This window comes from Pseudoduganella chitinolytica (genome assembly GCF_029028125.1).
Classification (GTDB): domain Bacteria; phylum Pseudomonadota; class Gammaproteobacteria; order Burkholderiales; family Burkholderiaceae_D; genus Rugamonas; species Rugamonas chitinolytica.
Map to the genome: position 1 here is coordinate 4,032,249 of NZ_CP119083.1, position 15,487 is coordinate 4,047,735.

Annotated in this window: 19 protein-coding genes; 10 read left to right on the forward strand and 9 right to left on the reverse strand. The window is 66.3% G+C overall.

Going from position 1 to position 15,487, the window contains the following annotated elements; all coding sequences use genetic code 11:
* Positions 1-22 precede the first annotated feature (22 nt).
* From PX653_RS17850 to PX653_RS17860, 3 genes are all read left to right on the forward strand, one after another.
* Positions 23-2,017 (forward strand): CocE/NonD family hydrolase, encoded by a 1,995-nt coding sequence (locus PX653_RS17850; protein ID WP_277414094.1) that lies wholly within the window; start codon positions 23-25, stop codon positions 2,015-2,017.
* A gap of 83 nt (positions 2,018-2,100) precedes the next feature.
* On the forward strand, positions 2,101-3,288 hold the full coding sequence (locus tag PX653_RS17855) for a tetratricopeptide repeat protein (RefSeq protein ID WP_277414095.1): 1,188 nt from the start codon (positions 2,101-2,103) through the stop codon (positions 3,286-3,288).
* Between the two features lie 179 nt (positions 3,289-3,467).
* The gene (locus PX653_RS17860) at positions 3,468-4,334 is read left to right on the forward strand and encodes an alpha/beta hydrolase (protein ID WP_277414096.1); all 867 of its coding nucleotides are present in this window, start codon (positions 3,468-3,470) and stop codon (positions 4,332-4,334) included.
* A 107-nt stretch (positions 4,335-4,441) separates the two neighbouring features.
* Here the strand turns inward: PX653_RS17860 and infA are convergent, their stop codons facing one another.
* Together infA and PX653_RS17870 are read right to left on the reverse strand one after the other, a co-directional pair.
* Positions 4,442-4,702, reverse strand: coding sequence for a translation initiation factor IF-1 (infA, locus tag PX653_RS17865; protein ID WP_107140507.1), 261 nt, complete (start codon positions 4,700-4,702; stop codon positions 4,442-4,444).
* A 391-nt stretch (positions 4,703-5,093) separates the two neighbouring features.
* Positions 5,094-5,639 carry an RNA 2'-phosphotransferase gene (locus tag PX653_RS17870; RefSeq protein WP_277414097.1) on the reverse strand — a complete coding sequence of 182 codons (546 nt, stop codon included), beginning with the start codon at positions 5,637-5,639 and terminating at the stop codon, positions 5,094-5,096.
* 245 nt (positions 5,640-5,884) lie between these two features.
* On the opposite strand from PX653_RS17870, the gene PX653_RS17875 reads away from it, so the two are divergent.
* From PX653_RS17875 to PX653_RS17885, 3 genes are read left to right on the forward strand one after another with little or no spacing between them, the layout of a single operon-like run.
* Positions 5,885-6,487, forward strand: a complete 603-nt coding sequence (locus PX653_RS17875; RefSeq protein ID WP_277414098.1) for a cysteine hydrolase family protein — start codon at positions 5,885-5,887, stop codon at positions 6,485-6,487.
* A 48-nt stretch (positions 6,488-6,535) separates the two neighbouring features.
* Positions 6,536-6,796: a type II toxin-antitoxin system CcdA family antitoxin gene (locus PX653_RS17880; protein ID WP_277414099.1), complete on the forward strand. Its 261-nt coding sequence runs from the start codon at positions 6,536-6,538 to the stop codon at positions 6,794-6,796.
* Entirely contained in the window at positions 6,781-7,113 is a 333-nt protein-coding gene (locus PX653_RS17885; RefSeq protein ID WP_277414100.1) for a CcdB family protein, read from the forward strand. The genes PX653_RS17880 and PX653_RS17885 overlap by 16 nt, the downstream gene beginning before the upstream one ends.
* Positions 7,114-7,119: 6 nt before the next feature.
* Here PX653_RS17885 and PX653_RS17890 read toward each other — a convergent pair whose 3' ends face one another.
* Genes PX653_RS17890 through PX653_RS17900 form a run of 3 tightly spaced genes read right to left on the reverse strand, consistent with a single transcriptional unit; the run spans position 7,120 to position 8,206 of the window.
* Positions 7,120-7,458 carry a carboxymuconolactone decarboxylase family protein gene (locus PX653_RS17890; protein ID WP_277414101.1) on the reverse strand — a complete coding sequence of 113 codons (339 nt, stop codon included), beginning with the start codon at positions 7,456-7,458 and terminating at the stop codon, positions 7,120-7,122.
* Positions 7,455-7,982 (reverse strand): RNA polymerase sigma factor, encoded by a 528-nt coding sequence (locus PX653_RS17895; protein ID WP_277414102.1) that lies wholly within the window; start codon positions 7,980-7,982, stop codon positions 7,455-7,457. The genes PX653_RS17890 and PX653_RS17895 overlap by 4 nt, the downstream gene beginning before the upstream one ends.
* 2 nt (positions 7,983-7,984) lie before the next feature.
* Positions 7,985-8,206: a YgaP-like transmembrane domain gene (locus PX653_RS17900; protein WP_277414103.1), complete on the reverse strand. Its 222-nt coding sequence runs from the start codon at positions 8,204-8,206 to the stop codon at positions 7,985-7,987.
* A 162-nt stretch (positions 8,207-8,368) separates the two neighbouring features.
* Between PX653_RS17900 and PX653_RS17905 the strand changes: the two genes are divergently transcribed.
* Entirely contained in the window at positions 8,369-8,767 is a 399-nt protein-coding gene (locus tag PX653_RS17905) for a VOC family protein (RefSeq protein ID WP_277414104.1), read from the forward strand.
* On the opposite strand, the gene PX653_RS17910 is transcribed toward PX653_RS17905, so the two are convergent.
* On the reverse strand, positions 8,694-9,236 hold the full coding sequence (locus PX653_RS17910) for a DNA-deoxyinosine glycosylase (RefSeq protein ID WP_277414105.1): 543 nt from the start codon (positions 9,234-9,236) through the stop codon (positions 8,694-8,696). The two genes, PX653_RS17905 and PX653_RS17910, sit on opposite strands and share 74 nt — an antisense overlap.
* A gap of 68 nt (positions 9,237-9,304) precedes the next feature.
* Here PX653_RS17910 and PX653_RS17915 point away from each other — a divergent pair, with 68 nt between their 5' ends.
* The 3 genes from PX653_RS17915 to PX653_RS17925 all read left to right on the forward strand — a co-directional run bounded on the left by PX653_RS17915 (position 9,305) and on the right by PX653_RS17925 (position 11,464).
* A complete protein-coding gene (locus tag PX653_RS17915) occupies positions 9,305-9,742 on the forward strand; it encodes an Mpo1 family 2-hydroxy fatty acid dioxygenase (RefSeq protein WP_277414106.1) in 438 nt (145 codons plus the stop codon).
* A gap of 289 nt (positions 9,743-10,031) precedes the next feature.
* Positions 10,032-10,982, forward strand: a complete 951-nt coding sequence (locus PX653_RS17920) for a DMT family transporter (RefSeq protein WP_277414107.1) — start codon at positions 10,032-10,034, stop codon at positions 10,980-10,982.
* A complete protein-coding gene (locus PX653_RS17925; RefSeq protein WP_277414108.1) occupies positions 10,979-11,464 on the forward strand; it encodes a GNAT family N-acetyltransferase in 486 nt (161 codons plus the stop codon). The genes PX653_RS17920 and PX653_RS17925 overlap by 4 nt, the downstream gene beginning before the upstream one ends.
* Before the next feature lie 50 nt (positions 11,465-11,514).
* Here the strand turns inward: PX653_RS17925 and PX653_RS17930 are convergent, their stop codons facing one another.
* The 3 genes from PX653_RS17930 to hutI form a co-directional block, all read right to left on the reverse strand.
* A complete protein-coding gene (locus tag PX653_RS17930) occupies positions 11,515-12,483 on the reverse strand; it encodes an IS1595 family transposase (protein WP_277414109.1) in 969 nt (322 codons plus the stop codon).
* Between the two features lie 257 nt (positions 12,484-12,740).
* Positions 12,741-14,288 carry an ABC transporter permease/substrate-binding protein gene (locus PX653_RS17935; protein WP_371876347.1) on the reverse strand — a complete coding sequence of 516 codons (1,548 nt, stop codon included), beginning with the start codon at positions 14,286-14,288 and terminating at the stop codon, positions 12,741-12,743.
* A complete protein-coding gene (hutI, locus tag PX653_RS17940; protein WP_277414110.1) occupies positions 14,255-15,487 on the reverse strand; it encodes an imidazolonepropionase in 1,233 nt (410 codons plus the stop codon). The genes PX653_RS17935 and hutI overlap by 34 nt, the downstream gene beginning before the upstream one ends.

Consider the following 15,487-nt stretch of genomic DNA (forward strand, 5'->3'; position numbering starts at 1 on the left):
TGTATTCAGATTGAAGGACACCATGCCCCGTCACCTTTCCCTGCTGGCGCTGTCGCTGGCACTGGCCTTCGGCACGACCCATGCCGCCGGCACGACCGCCCATGCCGCCGCCGCCACCCGCAGTGCCGATGCCGAAGCCGACGAAGCCAAGGACACCAAGCGCAGCCTGCGCGAGCACTACACGAAGTACGAATACCGCATCCCGATGCGCGACGGCACGCGCCTGTTCACGGTGGTCTACGTGCCGAAGGACAGCAGCAAGAGCTACCCGTTCCTGCTGCAGCGCACGCCGTACAGCGCGGGCGTCGAGGGCGACGACGACCAGCTGCACTACGGCGTCGACTTCATGCCGGACACGATCGGGCCGTCGCGCGAGTTCGAGGACAGCGGCTACATCTTCGTCGAGCAGGACGTGCGCGGGCGCTATATGTCCGAGGGCAAGTGGCAGGAAATGACGCCGCATGCGAAGGCGCAGCGCGCCGCCGGCGAAGGCAACGAGAGCCAGGACATGCACGACACCGTCGAGTGGCTGCTGAAGCATGTGCCGAACAATAACGGCAAGGTCGGCATCCACGGCATCAGCTACCCCGGCTTCTACACGTCGGCCAGCATCATCGATTCGCACCCGGCCATCAAGGCCGCGTCGCCGCAGGCGCCCGTGACGGACCTGTACATGGGCGACGATTCGTACCATGGTGGCGCCTTCATGCTGGCGGCGAACTTCGGGTTCTACTCCTCCTTCACGGAGGAGCAGAACCCGACCCCGCTGCCGAAAACCTGGGCGCAGTTCGACTACGGCGTGGCGGACGGCTATGACTACTTCCTGCAGCGCCTGACCCTGTCGAACATCCTGTCCAGCCTGACGGAGAAGCAGCGCGTGCTGCTGCAGCCCACCATCGAGCACACGACCTACGACGAGTTCTGGAAAAGCCGCAACATCGCACCGCACCTGAAGAACGTCAAGGCGGCCGTGCTGACCGTGGGCGGCTGGTTCGACGCCGAGGATGCGCAGGGCCCGTTCACGACCTATGCGGCCATCAAGCGCAACAATCCCGGCACGTTCAGCGGCCTGGTGATGGGCCCGTGGGTACACGGCGGCTGGGCGCGCGGCGACGGCAAGCGCCTGGGCCACGTGCAGTTCGACACGAAGACGAGCGAATACTTCCGCAAGCGCATCCAGTTCCCGTTCTTCGAGCAGCACCTGAAAGGCGCCAAGCCCGACAAACCGATCGCCGAGGTGACGGCGTTCGAGACCGGCAGCAACGTCTGGCGCCAGTACACGGCGTGGCCGCCGCAGCAGGCCAAGCCGCGCGTGCTGTACTTCGGCGCCAACGGTGGCCTGGGCTGGCAGAAGCCGGCCACGCAGCCCGCCACCGATACCGGCTACGACGAATACGTCAGCGATCCGAAGAAGCCGGTGCCGTACATCGGCTACCCGGCCACCGGGGTGCCGAGGGAATTCATGGTGTCGGACCAGCGCTTCGCATCGACCCGGCCGGACGTGCTGGTGTACCAGACCGAGCCCCTGGAAGAAGACGTGACGATCGCGGGCCCGGTGCGGCCAAAGCTGTTCGTGTCGACGACGGGTACGGATGCGGACTGGGTGGTCAAGCTGATCGACGTCTATCCGAACGAATACCCGGCCAGCGAGAAGCGCGCGCGCGGCAACGACGTGCCACCGCCCACGCTGAAGCTGGCCGGCTACCAGCAACTGGTGCGCGGTAATCCGCTGCGCGGCAAGTTCCGCAACAGCTTCGAGAAGCCGGAGCCCTTCGTGCCGGGCAAGGTGGAGGCGGTCAACTACCACCTGGGTGACGTCAACCATACGTTCCGCCGCGGCCACCGCATCATGGTGCAGGTGCAGAGCACCTGGTTCCCGCTGGTCGACCTGAACCCGCAGACGTTCACGGATATTCCGAAAGCCTCGCCGGACGACTTCCGCAAGGCCACGCAGCGCGTCTACCACGCGCCGGACACCCCGTCCGGCCTGGAAGTGCTGGTGCTGCCGGGACGCTGATGCCGGCGCGTTCGCGCGACCGCGTGAACGCATTTTGACAGCGCGCGGTGGCGGGAGGATACTGGGCTCGAAGGAGATGCGCCATGAAGTATCCATCCTTGCCGCCACCGTGCCGCCACGTGCTTGCCGCGTGCCTGGCCTTGTGCCTTGCTCTGCTGCTGACCGCCTGCGCCAGTCCGCCCCGGGTGCAGGCACCGCCCCCTGCCCTGTTTGCCGATGCGCTGTTCCAGCCCGCCGTCGCGCTCCCTACGGAAGCACAGATCTTCGCGCTGACGCCAGCGATGCGGGCCTACACACAAGCCGTGTCGCGCGACCGGCGCGGCAAGGAAATCCGCCGCGCGCTGTTCGATGCACTGTACCGGCGCGACCAGCTGCAGCTGGAATACGACTCGGCGCTGACGCGCACCGCGGCCGAGGCCTTTGAAGCACGCCAGGGCAACTGCCTGTCGCTCGTCATCATGACGGCCGCGCTGGCCGAGGAGCTCGATATTCCCGTCGTCTTGCAGAGCGTGCCGACGGAGGACAGCTGGAGCCGCAGCGGCGAGATCTATTTCAACAGCGGCCACGTCAACCTGAAGCTGGGCCGTATCCAGCGCGAGACGCCGGGCGGCTATGATGCCGATGCCTACACCGTCATCGATTTCCTGCCGCCGCCGGAGGGCCGCCAGCGCGAAGGCATCCCCATCGGCCGTCACACCGTCGTTGCCATGTTCATGAACAACCGCGCCGCCGAGGCGCTGGCGCGGGGACGACTGGTCGAGGCCTACTGGTGGGCGCGCGGCGCCGTGCAGGCCGACCCGAACCTGCTGTATGTCTACAACACGCTGGCGGTCGTCTACCGCCGCCACGGCAACCTGCCCCAGGCCGAGCACACATTGCGTTATGCGCTGGGCCGCGACCCGCGCAACGCCATGGCGCTGTCGAACCTGGCGCAGGTCGTCGAGAACCAGGGCCGCGGCGACGAGGCCGCGGTGCTGAAGGCGCAACTGGCGCGCCTGCAGCCGGAGCAGCCGTTCCGCTACTTCAACCAGGGCCGCGAGGCGATGCAGGCGGGCGACTACCGCCGCGCCCGCGAGCTGTTCCAGCGCGAATTGCGGCGCGATGGCACGTACCACGAATTCCACTTCTGGCTGGCCGCGGCCCACTACCTGCTGGGCGACATGGCTGCCGCCGAAAAGCACATGCGCCTGGCGAAGAACGCCAGCACGACGCGCAAGGACCACGAGCTGTACGCCGCCAAGCTGGATCGGCTGAAGTCACGCCAGCACTAGGCGCAAAAGTCCAAGCGCCGGTGTCAGGCACCATACCGGGGGCGCTCCCGCCCCGGGTATCGTGCTGACACCACGGGTTGCATCGACCTGTGTGAGTCACCTAACCCAAGCGACAATTTCCTACATAAAACCGCAACAGTCCCCACACGCGCCGCCGGGTTCGGGAGTAGACTTTACTCATGAATACATCCCGAAAAGTAGCGGCCGCCGCCGGCGTCGCGGGCCTTCTCTGGGCCAGCATGGTGTCGATGATCGCGGCCAGCCAGCGCAAGCTGTTGTTCAATCCGACCCTCGTGCGCGAGGTGCAAAGCCCGCGCAGCACGGGCCACCGCACGCGCGCCGTCGTCTTGCGCGCCAGCGACGGTACCCGGCTCGCGGGCTGGCTGATGACGCCGCACGGCCCCGGCCCCCATCCGGCCGTCGTCTACTTCGGCGGGCGCTCGGAGGAAGTATCGTGGGTGGCGCGCGATGCGGGCACCCTGTTCCCAGGCATGACGGTACTGGCGATGAATTACCGCGGCTATGGCGATTCGCGCGGGGTGCCCGGCGAGGAACACATGGTGGAGGACGGCTGCATGCTGTTCGACTGGCTGTGCGGGCGGCACAACGTCGATCCGGAGCGGGTCGCGGTGGTGGGCCGCAGCCTGGGTTCGGGCGTCGCGGTGCAGGTGGCCAAGGGGCGCCCGGCCCATGCCGTCGTACTGATCACGCCGTACGACTCCATTCTCGCGCTGGCGCAGCGCAAGTTCCGCGTGATGCCCGTCAGCTTCGTGCTGCGGCACCGCTTCGAGTCGGTCAAGTATGCTTCGCTGCTGCGGGCCCCGACCTACGTGTTGCGCGCGGCCACAGACGACATCGTGCCGCATTCCCATACCGACCAGCTGGTTGCGCGCATGACACGCGTGCACCAGGACGAAATCGTGCCGGAATCGGACCACATGAACATCCCGTATCTGCCGGCCACCCAGCAGAAGATCGCGCAATTCCTGACGACCCAGTTTGCCGTGACGCGGCCGCTGCTGGAGGCCGCGCCCAGCGCGGCATAAGCGGCTGGGCATGAGCGCCCGTTAACGACGAAAAGCCGCAGCGCGGCACATGCCGCGGCGGTTTTTCGTGGTCCCGTACTGGGAAAGTCTACCGGCTGCGACCGCGATCAGCGGCGGCGTGCCTGATGGCTGGGCGCTGGGCCCCGGTTCTCGATGTGGCGGAAAACGATGCGGCCCTTGTTCAGGTCGTAGGGCGACAGTTCCAGCGTCACGCGGTCACCCGCAAGAATGCGGATGTGATTCTTCTTCATTTTGCCCGAAGTGTATGCAACCAGTTTGTGGCCGTTATCGAGGTCGACGCGGAAACGCATCTCGGGCAGGATTTCGGTAACGAGGCCGTTCATTTCAATCAGTTCTTCTTTAGCCATATTCCCTTTCGTAAGTGGCGTTGCGCCATTGCCGGACGCCGTCTGGTGCCGGGTGCTGCGTCATACCGATATGGGGGTAAAAGCGTGAAAAAAAAGCCCGCTGACTGCGGGCTTCGTTTCAATGTGATGCCAATGCTTGAATCGCTGCTCCAGCCCATGCTATCTGCGTGGTGCGGATGCCTTGGATGCCCATGCTATCTGCGTGGTGCGGCCAATGTGTAATTCGACCAATGTCTGGTATGACAACCCTCGTCGTGGAATTCGCAGCGCGGCTTTACACACGCAGCCCTGCGTCACCTGGAGGGGCCGTCGAAGCCTAGTGGCCTCATCGACAGACGTAGTATAGCACAGGTCTTTGTGCGGCGCACAAACCAATCTGCCGGCGTTGTATTCAGGGGAAATCGATGAAGCGCAGCGGCACCGCGTCCGTCAGCCAGACGCCGTTGTCGGACCGGTGGAACACGTGACCTTGCGCGTGCATGTCGGCGGCGCGCACCGACAGGACCACGGGCACACCGTAGCGCGCGCCCACGCTGACGGCGGTCGCTCGCTCGGCGGACAGGTGCACGTGGCGGCGCGACTGCGCCTTCAGTCCCCCCTGCCGGATCGCCGTGATGAAACGGCTGGCCGTGCCATGGTAGAGGATCGTTGGCGGCTCGGCTGGCGCCAGTTCGAGGTCCACGCTCTTCAGCGAGTGGCCCTGGCTGGCGCGGATGGCGCGGCCGTCGGGGCTAAAGGCGAAGCGCTGCTTGTCGTTGGTCGCCACTACCTCCTGCAACTGCTCGAGCGTGATGCGCTTGCCGTGCGCGGCCGCCCGTTCCAGCAGCGTGGCGACGTCGGCCCAGCCGTTCTTGTCCAGCGCGAGGCCGACCGTGTCGGGGGCGTGGCGCAGGATCAGGGACAGGAATTTGCTGAGGTTTTTGTTTTTATCGGTCATGTTCTCGAATACGTTTCTTCAAATTGAAGCCGGGCGTGCCGGCTTCCGAGCAGATTGTAGCCCCGACAGCGCGGCCGTATTCGCCAATAGCGCTGGACGACAGTCCCGTCCACGCGATGTGCAGGCGCATGCTCGTCACGCAATGCGTCGGACGCGATGGCGAACGCATCAGGGCCCGTCGCTGAATGACGGTGATGTCCGATCCCCCACCTGATACCATGGCGGCTTGCTCATCGGGAGAACCCATGCAACACGCCGCACTGATCGTCATCGACATGCAACAGGGCATGGCCGCCCCGGCCGCAGGCCAACGCAACAATCCGGGGGCGGAGGACAACATCGCCCGCCTGCTGGACGGCTGGCGTGCAGCAGGCGCCCCCGTGGTCCACGTTCGCCATATTTCGCGCACGCCCGGTTCGCCGTTCTGGCCCGGGCAACCCGGCGCCGAATTCCAGCCGCGCTTCGCGCCGCTGGCGGCGGCACACGTGGTGGAAAAGAACGTCCCTGACTGCTTCATCCATACCGGCCTGGAACGCTGGCTGCACGTGCGCGGCATTTCCCGCCTGGTCATGGTGGGCGTCAGCACGAACAACTCCGTGGAGGCCAGCGCGCGCACCGCGGGCAACCTGGGCTTTGCGACGCAGGTGGTGGCGGACGCGACGTTCGCCTTCGCCAAGCGCGACTTCGCAGGCCACGCGCGCAGCGCCGACGAGGTGCACTGGATGGCCCTGGCAAACCTCGACGGCGAGTACGCACAAGTGGTACAGACTGAAGCTTTGTTGTCGAACCTTCTCGCAGGCGTGCGCAGCTCCTGTGCGCCAGATCAGAACCCCATTGTGGCCTCATAGTACAATGCACATAAAGACGCGCATATCCCATGCGCATAGGAAGTCAATATGAGCAACCCCTACCTTATTGCGGAGCCTCCCAAGTCGCCCGCCAAGAAAGCCACCAACATCACGCTGGCGGCGGACGTGTATCTGGAAGCCAAGGATTTCGGCATCAACATCTCCCAGGTGTGCGAACAAAGCCTGCGCGAGCACATCCAATTGCTGAAGGAGCGACATTGGAACGCGCAGCATGCCGAGTTCATCGCCAGCTATAACAAGGCCGTGGAAGCGGAAGGCGTGGCGCTGCAGGAATGGCGCGCCTTCTGATGGCGCGCTTCGACCTGTATCACAACCCCGGCCGCAACAAGGCGGCCATTCCCTACCTGCTCGAAGTGCAGAGCAACGTGATCAGCGGGTTGGCGACACGGCTCGTCATTCCATTGCGGGCGCTGGCGGGATTCCCGGCGGCGACCTCACCCGCCGACCTGTTCCCTGTCATCAACGTCGAGGGCACCGACTGCTTCCTCGACACGCCACAGATGGGCGCCATCCCCGTCAGCGAACTGAAGCAGAAGGCCGGCACGGCCCAGGAGCACCAGTTCGCTGTCCAGACCGCACTGGACCGGGTATTCGGCGCGTGGTAACAGGCGTTAGCGGCCGCTCGCTTCGTCGAACAGGCGCAGCGCCAGCAACCCATGCCCGACCGCCGCGCCCGCTTTCAGCGCCGCCGCGATAAACGCCGTTTCGGCAATTTCTTCCCGGGTGGCGCCGGCCCTTGCCGCATTGTCGGCATGCACGTCGATGCAGTAAGCGCACTGGGTCGTCAGCGCGACGGCGATCGAGATCAGTTCGCGGTACTTTTCCGGAATGACGCCGTCGCCCCGCTCCGCGGCCGCCTTCAGGCCGAGGAACGCCTGCGCTTCGACGGGTGCCAGCGCCATCAGGTCGCGTGCCAACGCCAGGTCGCCGCTCTGCTGGTAAGCGCTCATGCGGCCTCCCCTGCCAGCAGATATTCCCGCACCAACGCCCGGGCCCGGTGCAGCCGGCTCTTCGCCGCCTCCGGCGTAATCGCAAGATGGGTCGCGATAGCGCGGATCGTCATCTCCTGCACGTCGCGCAGCAGCACGATCTCGCGGTGTGCGGCAGGCAGCGATTCCAGCGCGCGCACGAGGTCGACACGCAGTTCGTCGACGGGCATGCGGGCAAAGCGCGCGGATTCCTCGACGCCGCGCAAGTCCTCCACGCCTTTCATGAACATCAGGGCGGGCAGCATGCACAGCCGCCCGACGACGCGCAGCAGCCAGCCGCCCAGCGCGGAGGCAGTGCGGACCGTGCCGATGCGGCGGTATAGGATGATCAGCGCTTCCTGCACCACGTCGTCGATGGCGGACGAACGCTTGCACTGGTACGCGGCATAGCGCCGGATGTCGGGCCGCAACTGCACCAGCAGGCGTTCGAGCGCGACCGGGTCGCCGGCCTGGGCAGCGGCGAACGTCTGTTCGGGAATACGCATGGTCAATTCTCCGTCCCGCGCAGGCGGCAGCGGCCCGCCAGTGCGCACGCGGGGCAAAAGCCCAGCAGTCCCGACAGGATCGACCCAAGCCCCGCGCCGGCCAGCGCCAGGGCGGCAGCGGTGGTGCCGTGTTGCCACGCCACCGCTGCGGCGACGATCAGCGCACCGCCTGCCGCGGCTCGCAGCGCCCTTGCCTTGCCCGTCAGGTTCCTCAACTTCGCCATGATTGCTCCTTTGTATTGCAGCGTACGGCCGGATTGCCGAGCTTGCAAGACTAGGAGGGGCGGCTGGGCGAAAAGGATTCGCGTCGGCGAAAAAATATTGCGAGGGCGGGTCGATCCGCGCCATGCTCGTTCGTCGTCAGGGTAGTCAACCACGGAGGCCGCATGAACAAGCAGATCATCTTCAACCTGGCAGTCAAGGACCTGGACAAATCCCGGGCATTCTTCACGGCGCTCGGCTTCGGCTTCAATGAGCAATGGAGCGGCGAGTGCACGGCGTACATGAACATCGTGGACGACACCATCCACGCCATGCTGATGACGGAAGAGTTCTTCCGCTCACTGATCGACAAGCCGCTGGCCCAGGCAAAGGAAGCCAATGAGGTCATCATCTGCCTCAGCTGCGAAAGCCGGGAAAAAGTGGACAGCCTGATCGCCAAGGCCGTCGCGGCCGGCGGGCGCACGCCGCACCCGCCCGAGGATCACGGGTTCATGTACGACCAGGGCTTCGAGGACCTGGACGGTCACCTGTGGAACCTGGTGTGGGTGGCGCCGCAGGGGTGAGCTGCTGCCAGGCCCGCAGCTTGTCCGCGAACGACATCGCCGCATGCGCAGGCGACGACGACGGCAGCACCACCGTCCGATACCCCGCGGCGGCGAACTGCGGGGCGAACTTGCCGGAGGCTTGGCCGTTGAAGCCGACGGTGTGCAGCTTCGGACACAACTGGCGCAGTCGGGCGAAGTCGTTGGCCGCCGGGTTGCGGATGGCCGAGTCGAGGCTGCCCTCACGCTCGCAGCCGCCCAGCACGTCCCATAGCCCGACCCCATGCGCCAACAGGCGCGGCAGGCGCTCGTCGTACGGCAGCGCAACCAGGTCCTCGCCCACCAGCGTGGACATCAGCCGCCACGCCAGGTTGCGCGGATGGGCGTAATACTGCTGGGCGGCCAGCGAGGCGGCGCCGGGGAAGCTGCCGAGGATCAGGATGCGGGTGTTGGCGTCGAGGACGGGGGCGAGGCCGGTGAGTGAGGACATGCTTGAATTGTAGCGGCAAACCTTCGGTGTAGAATCGGTTCAAAGTGCACAGACACGAGGAGACCGCAATGACCACCCACCGCACCATCGACACGCTGCTGGCGCAGTACAGCGACAGCCACCGCAATCCCACCAACGAGTTGATCCACTTTGTCTGCGTGCCGCTGATCATGCTGTCGCTGCTCGGCATCCTGTGGTGGATCCATCCACTGGTCGCCGTCATTGCCGTGGTGGCCAGCCTGGCGTATTACTGGAAGCTGTCGCGCCCGTTCGCGGCGGGGATGCTGCTGATGGCGCTGCTCATGCTGGGCGTCCTGGCCGCGCTGCCACCGATTACCGTGCTGCCCTTGTGCATCGCCATTTTCGTGCTGGCCTGGATCGGCCAGTTCATCGGCCACATGATCGAAGGCAAGAAGCCGTCGTTCTTCGACGACCTGCGCTTCCTGCTGATCGGCCCCCTGTTCGTGCTGGGTTTCCTGTACCGCCGCTTGAACCTGGCGTACTGAGGCGCCGTTACAGCGGCAGCGCGAGTCCGCCGGCAAGGCGTGCTTCCTCTGCGCACGTGAGCAGCGTCATGAGAAGCACGGCCACGTAGCCGAGCAGCGTTGTCGCCTTGAATTGCCATGTCCTGGTCACGGGTCACCTCGTCGATATGTTGGTCGTTCAATACTACTTTCCTTCTCGGCAAAGTTTTTACCACCGGACTGTCGCTTGCGTGCCGTCAATGCCCATTCGCTGTCCGGCAACGCCGAAGTATCCATAGAGGAATTATCGGGAAGCCCGTATACTGGCCGGATGCCTTCTTCGCTCCTGTTCCTTGTCGCCAGCCTGATCTGGGGTTCCACGTTCTGGGCCATCACCTTGCAGTTGGGCGACGTACCGCCGGCAGTCTCCGTGGTCTACCGTTTCGCGCTGGCGTCCGCCGTGCTGTTCGCCTGGTGCAGGCTGCGCGGTGACAAGCTCGCCTTGTCCTGGCGCGCCCAGCGCTGGACGATCCTGCAAGGCTGCGCCAGTTTCGGCCTCAGCTACATCTGCACGTATTCGTCCGAGCAGTACCTCGTCTCCGCGCTGGTGGCCGTACTGTTCGCGCTGATGGTGTTCTGGAATCCCCTGATCAGCCGGCTCGTGCTGGGCACGCCGCTGTCATGGCGCACGTGGGCGGCGGGCAGCGTGGCCGTGTCCGGCGTCATCCTGCTGTTCTACCAGTCGATCGGCAACGCCGTGCGCGACCTCCTCGCAGGCGGCCAGGGTCACTTCCTGCTGGGCCTGATCCTGGCGTTGACCGCCACCCTGGCCAGCGCGTTCGGCAACGTCATCGTCGTCAAGGTGCGCGAGCAGGCGCCCAACGTGCTGCTGACGATGGCCTGGGGCATGTTGTGGGGCACCGTGCTCGTGGCCGTGTGGGCGCTGGCCGCCGGCGAGCGCTTTGTCGCGCCGCCCAGCGCGCGCTACTGGGCCGGCCTCCTCTACCTGTCCCTGTTCGGCTCCGTCATCGCGTTTGCCTGCTTCTTTACGCTGATCGACCGCATCGGCTCGCAGAAAGCCACGTACATCGGCGTCGTCACGCCCGTGATTTCCGTGCTGCTGTCGATCCGCCTCGAACATTTCCGCCCCGGCATCCTGGAGTGGGCCGGCATGGCGCTGTGCCTGGGCAGCGTCGCCTGGGCGCTGCGCACGCCCACGCCTGCGCCCACTGCGCGGCCCGCCCTCCCGATCGAACCTGAACCCCTGAAGAAAGCCTCATGACCATCACCATCCGCCCTGCCCGCCCGGAAGATGTCTCTTCCATCTTTGCCATGATCCATGAGCTGGCCGTGTTCGAGAAACTAGAACACATGGTCGTCGCGAACGAAACGATGCTGCACGACGCGCTGTTCGGTGTGCGCCCGCCGTGCGAGGCCATTGTCGGCGAAGAGTCCGGTGGCGAAGTCGTCACGTTCGCGCTGTTCTTCCACAACTTCTCCACGTTCCTGTGCAAGAAGGGGCTGTACCTGGAAGACCTGTACGTCAAGCAGAACCGGCGCGGCAAGGGATACGGCAAAAAGATGCTGGTCGCGCTGGCCGCGCTGGCCGTCGAACGCCAGTGCGGCCGCTTCGAATGGTCGGTGCTGGACTGGAATGCCAACGCCATCAGCTTCTACGAGAAGATGGGCGCAGCCGTACTGCCGGACTGGCGCATCTGCCGCGTCACCGGCGACGCGCTGACGCACCTCGCGCGCGGCGCCTGACGAAAAAAATGGCGCTGTGCCCCCGTCGCAGTGAAGTAGCCCATCGGTAATTAGATGACATCGAGCATCAGCGCTACGCGCAGGAAATGCTGCGGCAGCGCAACCCGGCCGACATCCAGCACGTGCCTCCAGCCCAGGTAATTGGGCAGGTAGCGGCTGGCCACACCCAGGAAGTGCCGCAGCCACCCCTTGAAGCGGCTGTGCTGGCTGTTGACGGTCTGCACGTGGATGAGGCCATCGACGCGGATGCCGGCATGCGGATTCACTGTTCCATGCGCGATGCCGGCCGCGGTGGCGAATGCTTGATAGGCAACCGCGCTGTCGGTCGCCAGCAGGATGCCTGGCGCTAGCACGAGCGGCAGGCAATCATGCAGCTGCTGCGCCGTTACCGGCCCGCGCCCCGGCACGAAGTCGCACGCCTTGCCGCTACGGTTACAGGCAACCAGGATGCAATCGTGGTCCTTGCCCGGCCCCCGATGGCTGGCGCTGCCGCCCCGCCGGCGGGCCGGACGGGTCAGGTGGCGCGATCCCTTTTGCGATTCCAATAGATATGTTTCGTCCGCTTCCACGATGCCATCGAGCGGCAGCGCTCGCGCGTCCTTGGCCATCGCCAGGAAACGGTGGCGCCAGCGGAAGCTTGTGTTGCGGTGAATGCCGATGGCCTTGGCTGCGCCGCGCACCGTCATCGAGTGCAGCATGCACTGCAGGAACGGCAGCCATTTCTCGCGCAATCGGATGAATGCCAGAGGCGTTTTCGTCAGGACATTGAAGCTGGCGCCACACTGGCGACACCGGTAGCGCTGCAGGCCGCGGTAGACGCCGTGGCGATAGAGCCGGTCGCCCTCGCAATGCGGGCAGTGGCGTAGTTTACTGCCGGCTTCCGCGAGGATCGCCAGGCACTCGGCCAACGACGAACAGCGATCGAAGATGTTCCGGAGTTCATCGGCCTGCTTGCCCGTCAGCTGCGTCAGCCATTGCAATACCTGGACCTGTGCGGCTTCGAATTGCTGTGTGTCCATCGTCTCTCCCCAAGCGTGGTCTGCCTGATGAGTAGGACCGCGGCCGAGCTGGGAAGTTCACTACGACCGGAGCACAGCGCCAAAAAAAATCCCGCGTGCCGGCTGGCCGGGCACGCGGGAGACAAATCCCATTGTCATGTGGGCGGGGAGATGAATCGACGGGTTCAATATAATCGCCGCCTCCCCGCCTGCCAGCCAGCTTTACAAATGCTTACCACCCCTGCACGTTTGCTTACACCCGCTGCCTGGACGCCGCGTCAGGTGCGGGCCGTGCGCACGACGAAGCGGCGCTCCAGCAGCTCGAACAGGGCCTGCGTCAGCAGGGCCAGCGCGGCGGCCGGCAAGGCGCCGGCCAGCATCATGTCGTTGTCGTTCAGCGCCAGGCCGGTCGTGATGCGTTCGCCGTAGCCACCCGCCCCGATGAACGCGGCAATCGTCGCGGTGCCAACGCTCATCACGGCCGCCGTCTTGACGCCCGCCAGGATCACGGGCAGCGCCAGCGGCAGCTCCACGTGCCACAACCGCTGCCAGCGGGTCAGGCCCAGCGCCAGCGCCGCCTGCTGCAGGCCGCGCGGCACGCCGGCCAGGCCCGTGCAGGTATTGCGCACGATCGGCAGCAGCGCGTAGACGAACAGCGCCACCAGCGCGGGCACGATGCCGATGCGGCCCAGGAGCGGGATCAGCATCGCCAGCAGTGCCAGCGATGGAATGGTCTGCAGCATGCCGGTCAGGCCCAGCACGCCCTGGCGCAGTCGCGCGCGGTACGCGGCCACGATCCCCAGCGGCACGCCGACCAGGCAGGCCAGCAGCACGGACAGCGCCACCAGCAGCACATGCTGGCCCGTCAGGCGGCCGAGGTCGGACGCGAACAACACGTCGGCCAGGCTGCGCTGCGCGGCCGGCCTCGTGTCCATGTCGGGGTGTGACCCCACGGTGGACACGGGCTGAGCCTTGGACCTGGCCAGCCAATCGCGCGCGACGGCGGCGAAGGGTTGCCCCTGCAGCTCGGCGGCACCGTTCATGGCGATCATGTCGGTGGCGCCGATTTTGCCTTCCAGTCCCTGCAGCGCGGCCCAGGCGGCGGGGAAGCGCCTGGCGGCGTCCAGGCGGTACAGCAGCACGGCGTCGTAGCGGGGGAAGTAACGCTTGTCGTCTTCCAGTACCTTCAGGCCGTAGCGGCCGATCTTCGCGTCCGTCGAATAGATGTCGATGACGTCCACCTGGCGCTGCGCCAGCGCTTCGTAGGCGATGCCGTGATCGAGCCCGCGCGGCTGCTGCGGTAGATGATAGCGCTGGCGCAGGCCGGGCCAGCCGTCGGCGCGACCGATGAATTCGTGGGACAGGCCGAACTGCAGGTTCGCCTGCGCCGCCAGGTCCGACAGCGTGCGCACGGCCGGCGTGTCGCCCCGCACCGCCAGCGCGTAGGTATTGTTGAAGCCCAGCGGCACCGCCACGCCCAGCCCCAGCGGCGCCAGCTCCCGGCGGATCTGCTCCAGCGAGGCGGGCTTCTCGTGCTTCAGGATCTCCTGGTCGATCGTGCCGATGTATTCCGGGTAGACGTCGATGCTGCCGTTCTGCAGTGCCGCCAGCACGATGGCCGTGTTACCCAGGCCTTGCCGGTGCTCCGTGCGGGCGTGCGGCGCGGCCGTCTGCGCCACGATCTCGGCCAGGATGTACGACTCGGTGAAGCGCTTCGAGCCCACGTGCAGCACGTCGTCGGCGATTGCCGGCAACGCCGCCAGCAGGCCCAATGCCAGCGCCAGCGCGCGCACTAGGCGGCTTCCGGCAGCTGTGGCGCGCGCCATTTGCCGCCGTTGACGACGGCCATGCAGGGATTGAAGCCGATCGCGTAGCTGAGGTCCGCCGGCCGCGCGATGCGCCACAGCGCGAAGTCGGCCAGCTTGCCCACTTCCAGCGTGCCCAGTTCCGCCTGCAATCCCAGCGCCCGGGCGCCGTGCACCGTGCAGCCAGCCAGCGCCTCATAGGGCGTCAGGCGCCACAACGTGCACGCCATGTTCATCGCCAGCAGCAGGGAAGTCATGGGCGACGTGCCCGGGTTGTTGTCGGTGGCGACCGCCATCGGCACGCCGGCGGCGCGCAGCGCGGCGACCGGCGGCGGCGTCGTATCGCGCAGGAAGTAGTAGGCGCCCGGCAGCAGCACGGCCACCGTGCCGCTGGCCGCCAGCGCGGCGATGCCGGCCTCGCTCAGGTGTTCCAGGTGATCGGCCGACAGGCCGCCGAAGCGCGCCACCAGCTGCGCGCCTTGCTGGTCCGACAGCTGCTCCGCATGCAACTTCACGGGCAGGCCGTGTGCGCGCGCCGCTTCGAACACGCGCTCGGTCTGCGCATTGGTGAAACCGATGCGCTCGCAGAACGCATCGACGGCATCGACCAGTCCTTCGTCGACCAGCGCCGGCAGCATGGCGCAGACAGCGGCGACATAGGCATCGGCATCGCCGCTGTATTCCGGCGGCAGCGCATGCGCGCCCAGGAACGTCGTCACGACGCGCACCGGCAGCTCGTGGCCGACACGGCGCGCAACGCGCAGCATCTTCGCTTCCGCTGCCGCGTCCAGGCCGTAACCGGATTTAATTTCCAGGGTGGTGACGCCCTCGGCCAGCAGGCTGGCGATGCGCGGGACGCTGGCCGCCAGCAGGTCTTCCTCGCTGGCGGCGCGGGTGGCGCGCACGGTCGACATGATGCCGCCGCCCGCGCGGGCGATGTCTTCATAGGTGGCGCCGTTCAGCCGCGCCTCGAACTCGTCGCTGCGGTTGCCCGCGTGGACGATGTGCGTGTGGCAGTCGACCAGGCCTGGCGTCAGCCAGCAGCCGGCACCGTCGCGCAGTTCGCGGGCGCCGCCATGCGCCGCCGCTTCGGCGGCGCTGCCCAGCCAGGCGATGCGGCCGTCGCGCACGGCGATCGCCGCATCGCGCAGCTCGCCGTAGCCACCGGCCGTCATGCGCGCCAGGTGGACGTTCGTGATCAACAGATCCCATTGCTGCAT

What these genes read in the sequence shown, in the direction of transcription:
- PX653_RS17930 (WP_277414109.1), bottom strand. Translation starts at nt 12,483, where the DNA reads ATGGACACACAGCAATTCGAAGCCGCACAGGTCCAGGTATTGCAATGG.
- PX653_RS17855 (WP_277414095.1), top strand. Translation starts at nt 2,101, where the DNA reads ATGAAGTATCCATCCTTGCCGCCACCGTGCCGCCACGTGCTTGCCGCG.
- PX653_RS17935 (WP_371876347.1), bottom strand. Translation starts at nt 14,288, where the DNA reads ATGGCGCGCGCCACAGCTGCCGGAAGCCGCCTAGTGCGCGCGCTGGCG.
- PX653_RS17885 (WP_277414100.1), top strand. Translation starts at nt 6,781, where the DNA reads ATGGCGCGCCTTCTGATGGCGCGCTTCGACCTGTATCACAACCCCGGC.
- PX653_RS17890 (WP_277414101.1), bottom strand. Translation starts at nt 7,458, where the DNA reads ATGAGCGCTTACCAGCAGAGCGGCGACCTGGCGTTGGCACGCGACCTG.
- hutI (WP_277414110.1), bottom strand. Translation starts at nt 15,487, where the DNA reads ATGCAGCAATGGGATCTGTTGATCACGAACGTCCACCTGGCGCGCATG.
- PX653_RS17925 (WP_277414108.1), top strand. Translation starts at nt 10,979, where the DNA reads ATGACCATCACCATCCGCCCTGCCCGCCCGGAAGATGTCTCTTCCATC.
- PX653_RS17905 (WP_277414104.1), top strand. Translation starts at nt 8,369, where the DNA reads ATGAACAAGCAGATCATCTTCAACCTGGCAGTCAAGGACCTGGACAAA.
- PX653_RS17870 (WP_277414097.1), bottom strand. Translation starts at nt 5,639, where the DNA reads ATGACCGATAAAAACAAAAACCTCAGCAAATTCCTGTCCCTGATCCTG.
- PX653_RS17895 (WP_277414102.1), bottom strand. Translation starts at nt 7,982, where the DNA reads ATGCGTATTCCCGAACAGACGTTCGCCGCTGCCCAGGCCGGCGACCCG.
- PX653_RS17880 (WP_277414099.1), top strand. Translation starts at nt 6,536, where the DNA reads ATGAGCAACCCCTACCTTATTGCGGAGCCTCCCAAGTCGCCCGCCAAG.
- PX653_RS17920 (WP_277414107.1), top strand. Translation starts at nt 10,032, where the DNA reads ATGCCTTCTTCGCTCCTGTTCCTTGTCGCCAGCCTGATCTGGGGTTCC.
- PX653_RS17910 (WP_277414105.1), bottom strand. Translation starts at nt 9,236, where the DNA reads ATGTCCTCACTCACCGGCCTCGCCCCCGTCCTCGACGCCAACACCCGC.
- PX653_RS17900 (WP_277414103.1), bottom strand. Translation starts at nt 8,206, where the DNA reads ATGGCGAAGTTGAGGAACCTGACGGGCAAGGCAAGGGCGCTGCGAGCC.
- infA (WP_107140507.1), bottom strand. Translation starts at nt 4,702, where the DNA reads ATGGCTAAAGAAGAACTGATTGAAATGAACGGCCTCGTTACCGAAATC.
- PX653_RS17850 (WP_277414094.1), top strand. Translation starts at nt 23, where the DNA reads ATGCCCCGTCACCTTTCCCTGCTGGCGCTGTCGCTGGCACTGGCCTTC.
- PX653_RS17915 (WP_277414106.1), top strand. Translation starts at nt 9,305, where the DNA reads ATGACCACCCACCGCACCATCGACACGCTGCTGGCGCAGTACAGCGAC.
- PX653_RS17860 (WP_277414096.1), top strand. Translation starts at nt 3,468, where the DNA reads ATGAATACATCCCGAAAAGTAGCGGCCGCCGCCGGCGTCGCGGGCCTT.
- PX653_RS17875 (WP_277414098.1), top strand. Translation starts at nt 5,885, where the DNA reads ATGCAACACGCCGCACTGATCGTCATCGACATGCAACAGGGCATGGCC.